The organism is candidate division WOR-3 bacterium (assembly GCA_026418155.1).
In the GTDB taxonomy this organism is placed as follows: domain Bacteria; phylum Hydrothermota; class Tepidihabitantia; order Tepidihabitantales; family CAIPLT01; genus JAOABV01.
On sequence record JAOABV010000074.1, the window covers coordinates 1 to 7,277 of the forward strand.

The window sequence follows — 7,277 nt, forward strand, 5'->3', positions numbered from 1 at the left end:
TGAGTATTGTTTTTGGGGTTGTTGTGAAAGTAATTGTCGGATATATTCAGGAAGCAATTCAGGAAGCAGTTGTCAGAGCAATTGAGTAAGCAATTCAGAGAGCAATTGTGCTCATAAGATAGTATATTTCCTTTGTTAGTGCTGTTCAATCAGTATTTTCTCTCTTAATTTTTTTCAGTTCTTCTTTTATTTTATTAAGGATGTTTAAGGCTTCAATTGGTGTTAAAGTATCTAAATTAAGTTTTCGAATCTCATCTAAAATCGGGTGTTCAATTGGTTGAAACAATGAAATCTGAAATTCCTTATCTTTACCTAAACTTCTAATACTTATTTCTTCACCTTTTTCAAAATCGGCTAATACCTGTTTGGCGCGGTCAATGACTTCTTGGGGTAAACCGGCAAGTTTTGCAACCGCAATACCATAACTGCGGTCGCTTTTGCCTTCAACACACTTCCTTAAAAAAATTATCTCATCACCATACTCTTTAACTAAAAAATTGTAGTTTTTGACTCTTGGTAAATACTGCACAATATCTGTAAGTTCATGATAATGAGTTGCGAATAGGGTTTTCGGTTTTATGGCTTGGTTCTGATGTAAATATTCCACTACTGCCCAGGCTATGGCTAAACCGTCATAAGTTGCCGTGCCTCGACCAATCTCATCCAGAATCACTAAACTTCTGGACGTGGCATTGTTTAAGATATTAGCAGTCTCAGACATTTCGGCAAGAAAAGTTGAAACACCTCTTGATAAATCATCAGAAGCACCAATGCGAGTAAAGATTTTATCGACAATTCCAATTTTGGCTTCAGATGCCGGCACAAAAGAACCAATCTGCGCCATTATGACAATTAGTGCCACTTGCCGCAGATAGGTCGATTTCCCCGCCATATTCGGTCCGGTAATTAATAAAATTTGCTGTGATTGCAGGTTAAGATAAGTATCATTCGGAATAAATGGTTCTGTGGTCAATTTCTCAATTACCGGATGACGACCGTCTTTAATTAAAATTTCATCCGAATCATTTACTTCTGGTTTTACATAATTATTCGTTAGAGCCACTGTTGCCAAACTTGCCAAAACATCAAGTTCAGAGATAATTGACGATACCGCTAAAATGCGTGGGACTTCTTTTGCGACCTCTTTACGCAATTCAGTAAATATCTCGTATTCCAGGACTTTTATTCGGTCTTCAGCATTTAAGACTTTTGACTCATATTCTTTAAGTTCAGGGGTAATAAACCGTTCGTTATTAACCAAGGTCTGTTTACGAATATAATTTTTCGGCACGAGGTGTAAATAAGATTTTGTGACTTCAATATAATAACCAAAAACTGAATTATAACCGACGCGTAAATTAGGAATACCAGTTCGGCTACGCTCTTGTTGTTGTAAATTGACAATCCATTCTTTAGCATTTGCTGACAAAGAGCGTAATTCATCTAATTCTTGAGAAAAGCCTGATTTAATTAACCCACCTTCAGTTATACTCAAAGGTGCCTCTTCAATTAAAGTCTTTTCTACTCTTTCAATTAATGGAGAAAAATCTTCTAAATTTTGACAATGCTTTTGCAACAAAGTTGAATTTGTCGTTTTTAATGTTTCTTTTAGTGCCGGAACTTTTTTTAGCCAATTCTTGAGTGCAATAATATCTCGGGCATTACACCGTTCACAAGCAATGCGCGATGCGTTGCGCTCTAAATCACCAATTTCTGATAGAACTTCCGTGAGTTCTTTTAGTAAATATCGGGAACTTACCATTTCCGCTATTGCCTCTTGGCGCAACTTGATAGTTTTGATATCAAGTAATGGTGCTAAAAGCCATCTTCGTAATAATCTGGCGCCACCTGGTGTTTTGGTATTGTCCAGCACTGAAAGTAGACTTCCTTGCCCTGAACCATCACGAATTCTTTCAGTTAATTCCAAATTTTTTCTTGTCATTCGGTCAATTAAGAGATAATCGCTCTCTTTATACGGTGAAATTTTTCTGATGTGGGGCAATGTATTCTTTTGGGTCTCTTCTAAATAATATAAAATCGCACCTGCTGCCCGAATTGCTGCAGTCTTATCTTCTAAACCGAACCCATCCAAATTAATTACGCCAAAATGTTTTTTCAATTTGTCGTAGGCATAATCAAATGAGAAATAATAGTCATCGATCTGAGTTTGGGCATATTGGTTATCAGAAAATATTTTTTTAATTGCCTCCCATTCTTTCGGAACAATAATTTCTTTAGGGTCAATCTTTTGGATTGTCTCGGTTAATGAGGCAAAGGGTATCTCTGAAGCATAAAATTCGCCAGTCGATAAATCAGCAAAAGCCATACCGCATATTCTCTCTTGGGGAACGACGGCTAAAAGATAATAATTTTTTCGTTCTTCAACTAAAGATGGTCTTAAGACCGTGCCTGGGGTAATAACTTCAATAACATCGCGTTTGATTAATTTCGTTATCCCTGGGGCTTCTAATTGTTCACAGACTGCAACTTTTAATCCGGCTTGGACCAATCGGGCAATATAAGTATCGACCGACTTTACTGGCACCCCGGCTAAAGGCACTCTGGCTGATTTGCCATGAGAGCGCGAAGTCAGAGTTAATCCTAAAACTTTCGCACCGATTTTAGCATCGTCATAAAACATCTCATAAAAATCACCCATCCGAAACAATAGAATTGCGTCTTTATATCGTTCTTTAACTCTATGATACTGTTGTAATAAAGGTGTTAATCTTTCAAGCATCTATTCTTTTCAACCCAGATAGCACTAAAGATATGGATATAATCTATGAATAATAAGTATCAATTTTTGTCATTATTTAGGTTTGCCCGTAGGCTTAAAACTTTCCATCAGATTATCTAATATCTGCTTGGCTTTGTTCTCTTTGCCAGCTTTAAGATAGAGTGAGGCTAAATAAATTTGTGGCTCAGGTTCTTTTTTCTTATCTATCGGGATTTGCGTAAGAATCTTAATTGCTGAATCAATATCTTCTTTCTTATCATAAAACCGGGCTAAGGCTAAATATAACTCAATATCATTGGGAACTTTTTTCAGCAATTTTTCATAAACATTGACAATTTCTTCAAATTGGCCCAGGTCATAATAAGCGGTCTCAAGTCGCTGACGCACTAAATGACTATTTTGCGGATAATAGTCTAAGAGTTCTTTCCAATAGCCAATGGCATCTTTTATTTCGCCTTTATGGTAATAATAATCACCCATAGCAACAAGTGCCGGAATCGATTTGTTATCAAAGGATAGTGCTTGTTTGAAGAATTCGTGGGCTTCATCTGGATTTTTCGCTAAAATGCGGTTGCCGTATTCTGCGTAATATTCAGCAAGTTTTTGTTTCGTCGGCAGAATTTTTTCTAATTTTTTTAAGAGGTCTTTGCATTCCTGCCATCGCTCGGTCTTACAATACAATTCCAACAATTTTTCGTACGGCTCAGGATTATTACGGTCGAGATTGATAAGTTCTTCAAAGATTGTAATTGCTTTGTGTAAACGGTCAGTTTTAATATAATACTCACCTAAATGCTTAAATATCTTTTTTTCATCTACGGCCGAGACATTACGGCGCAAAGATAATGCCTCATAAATCTTTGCGGCGCGTTCAATTTCACCTTTTTGGAAATATAATTCGGCTAACCGCAAATAAGCATCAATATTATTAGAATCTGTCGCAACTACTTTCTTAAAACATTGCATTGCCTCATCTTTTTTTCCGTCAAGTAAAAGACTAAGACCTTCAGTATAAGCACTATCAGGTTCTTTTTTGCGACGAACCAAATCTCGCACCAAAGGATAGACCGCAATAATTGCAATTAAAATTAGAATTAAAACTAAGACTGTCATTTCTGCTCCTTTTCCGGTTTAATATCCAAAGGTAAGTTCCTTAATGCGACCAATTCACTCATTAATGCTTCATTCTCTTTTTTCTGTTTGCGTAATTGACTTCGTAACTTGATTTCATTAACCAACCAGAAGATGCCCGCAGTAACCAATCCAAACAGATAGGCATAAAGCATAACGACGGCTAAAGGGATATTGTAATATTCTCGATAAAACACTTTGACCTTTTCTACCGGAATCGCATTTTGTAATGCTAAGACAATAAGTAAAACACCAATGACAAAAACGATGATAATTCTAATTGTCGTCACACTGCCTCCTTAAGTTGGTTCTTAAACAAAATTTTTCCATTGCTGATAATTGTCCAACTATTTACATAAACGATTATAATCTTATTTGATGTCACACTGCCTCCTTAAGTTGACAAGTTGGACAAAGTTTTAGACTACCAATTGATGTCCAACTAATTATAAACAAAATAATGACTGTATTTGATGTCAAATTATCTCCTTAAATTGGTTGTCTTTCAAAACTTGCACACTACCAATTGGAGTCCAACCCTCAACGCTAATAATTTTACATTGATAAATTTTACCTATTTCTAACGGTTCATTAATTAATACAACCTTGTTTGTTTTTGTTCTTGCCTTTGCCTGATTACCAATTTTCGCTTCCACTAAAACTTCAACCACTTTACCTAACATTTCATTAGTCTTTTCTTCAGTGATCTTATTTTGTAATTCAATAAGTTTCGTAAGCCTCTGCTGGGCAATTTGTTTATCAACTTTAGGATAAATCTCATTTGCCTTAGTCTGCGGTCGTTCGGAATACTTAAACATATACGCATAATCAAATCTTAATTCTTTCACAGCATTAAGTGTTTCCATAAAATCAGATTCGGTTTCTGTGGGAAAGCCGACCATTACATCTGTCGTAAAAGAAATTTCAGGAATAATCTTGCGACCCATAGAAATCTTTTCAAAATACTCTTCAATCGTATACTGACGGTTCATCAATTTAAGAATTCGGTTAGAGCCTGATTGCATTGGCAAATGGATATGCGGACAAAATTTCTTAAGCGAAGCCAAGACCTCAAAATGCTTTGGCGTCAAATCTTTCGGATGCGAAGTAACAAATCGTAACCGCTCATACCCCTCAATCTCGTCAACCGTCTTTAATAAATCTAAAAAATCCAAACTCCTTGCTTGCCCGATATCGGACTGCCAGGCTAAAACATTTTGGCCAACCAAGGTTATGTCTTTGACACCGCTACTAATTAGATGATTAATTTCTTGGACAATTTGGTCTTTAGATTTGGAACGCTCGCGACCTCGGACATACGGCACAATGCAATACGAGCAGAAATTATTACAACCCCGCATAATTGAAATAAAACCTGTGACTTTATTTCGGATTGTCGGAACAATTCCTTCATAGCATTCATTGTCCAAATTTACCCAAACCTGAGGTATATGATTAGTTCTAAGATTATCTATCAGTTCGGGTAGCCGGCGGTATTCATCAGGTCCGACAACAATATCCGCATGATACTTTTGAGCAAGCACCTCTTTATAATTTTGTGCCATACATCCTAATACACCGATAATTAAATCCGGTTTAGTCTTTTTTAAGCCTTGTAATTGTAATAATCTGCCAATTGCTCGATTTTCCGCATGTTGTCGGACCGAACAAGTGATTAAATAGATAATATCTGCTTCATTTTCCGAAAAGACTGGTTCATAGCCTGCTGACTCCATAATAGAACTGACAATCCCTTCTTCATACAGATTCATCTGACAACCATAGGTCTTGATGAAAAACTTATTTCTTAACATATCTCAGCAAAGCATTCAAGATACTCTCACATTAATTTATTAAGCACAACTTTGCAAAAAGATTTCGCATAGGATTTAACGCAAGTAAAATAATATCTCTAATCATAATAATAATCTATCTAAATTATTACTTTGTCAAGGTTAATCTCTGGTCACCAATTACTTTTAGCAAATTTCTAATCGCAACAATTTTTTGATTCTTAAAAAATACTCTGGGCACGCGTGGACTTATTCTTGATGTGATTTCATAAGGAATGGTCTTGGCCCAAGATGCAACTTCACGCACTGAAATTGTTTCTTTGCCTAATGTGCCGAACAAAGCCACTTCATCCCCAATGCGCACATTGGGAATATCAGTAACATCAATCATAATCAAATCCATACAAATATTGCCAACAATCTTAGCCCGTTTAGTATTGCCATCAATGGTTTGCACCAGAACTTCACCTTTATTATCAAGTCCATAAGGATAACCATCACCATAACCAGCAGTCACCACTGCAATCAAGGAATCGCGAGCAGTAAAATATTTTCGGTCATAACTAATACTTCGGCCAGGTGGTACTGAGCGCAAATTGACAATCCGACTATAAAGACTCATTACCGGCAATAAATCTAATTGTCTGGCTTCTGGTTTCTGATTATTAGGCAAAACACCATAAACTGCTAAGCCTGGTCTAATCATATCAAAATCAGCATTAGGAAAATTAAGATAGCCGGCAGAATTGGAAGCGTGGAAAAGAATATTGGTAAATCCACAAGTTCTTAATTTAGCAATTAAACTTTCAAATTTTTCAATTTGCATTAATGTAAAATCCCAGTCCGAATCTGCTGAAGGAAAATGGGTATAGATACCGTCAATAATCAATGATTTATAACTGGCAATCACTTGGATGTTTTCAAAAGCCGATTCATAATCTAAGCCGGTTCGGCCCATACCTGTATCAATCTCAATATGGATATGAATATCCGCACCTTTAATTTTTGTGCTTTGCCATAGGGCTTTGGCAAATCCCATTTCACTAACAGTTGGTATTAAATCATATTCCCAAAGCATATCAATCTCGGAATATGGAATTGGGCTGAGAATCAAAATTGGAGTTTTAACCCCACCGTACCTTAGAGAAATACCTTCCTCAACACCAGCCACACCCAACATCGCAACTTCATCTTGTAATTCCAGAGCAATTTCTTTGGCACTATGACCATAAGCATCGGCTTTAATTGCTAAAAGTATCTTCTTATTGCTTGTCGAGTTTTTTATTTGCGTGAGATTATGCCGTAAAGCATCAAAATCAATCTTTGCCCAAATTCGACCAAAATCCATATAAAATGATAGTAAATTATAATTCCAAAAAAGTCAATAATCTTAAACGGATTAATTTTACATATTCGATTTTAGCAAAGAAGTTTAAGAGAAAAATTCTTTCAATTTCAATTTAGAATGTTATTTTTATATTAAATGGTTTATACTACAAATTTACCAATAAATGATAATGTTATTTTTATATTCAATATTTTTATACTACAAATTTACCAATAAATGATAAAAGAAGAATACAATAATACATAAACTTTCTCTCGGATAATAC

5 protein-coding genes are annotated in these 7,277 nt (G+C 35.7%); all 5 read right to left on the reverse strand.

Going from position 1 to position 7,277, the window contains the following annotated elements; genetic code table 11:
- Positions 1-145 precede the first annotated feature (145 nt).
- Positions 146-2,740: a DNA mismatch repair protein MutS gene (mutS, locus tag N2201_07030; GenBank protein ID MCX7785952.1), complete on the reverse strand. Its 2,595-nt coding sequence runs from the start codon at positions 2,738-2,740 to the stop codon at positions 146-148.
- Between the two features lie 72 nt (positions 2,741-2,812).
- Positions 2,813-3,853 (reverse strand): tetratricopeptide repeat protein, encoded by a 1,041-nt coding sequence (locus N2201_07035; protein MCX7785953.1) that lies wholly within the window; start codon positions 3,851-3,853, stop codon positions 2,813-2,815.
- On the reverse strand, positions 3,850-4,161 hold the full coding sequence (locus N2201_07040) for a LapA family protein (GenBank protein MCX7785954.1): 312 nt from the start codon (positions 4,159-4,161) through the stop codon (positions 3,850-3,852). The genes N2201_07035 and N2201_07040 overlap by 4 nt, the downstream gene beginning before the upstream one ends.
- A gap of 186 nt (positions 4,162-4,347) precedes the next feature.
- On the reverse strand, positions 4,348-5,685 hold the full coding sequence (miaB, locus tag N2201_07045) for a tRNA (N6-isopentenyl adenosine(37)-C2)-methylthiotransferase MiaB (GenBank protein ID MCX7785955.1): 1,338 nt from the start codon (positions 5,683-5,685) through the stop codon (positions 4,348-4,350).
- 127 nt (positions 5,686-5,812) lie between these two features.
- Positions 5,813-7,012 carry an alanine racemase gene (gene alr / locus N2201_07050; GenBank protein ID MCX7785956.1) on the reverse strand — a complete coding sequence of 400 codons (1,200 nt, stop codon included), beginning with the start codon at positions 7,010-7,012 and terminating at the stop codon, positions 5,813-5,815.
- Positions 7,013-7,277: the final 265 nt, after the last annotated feature.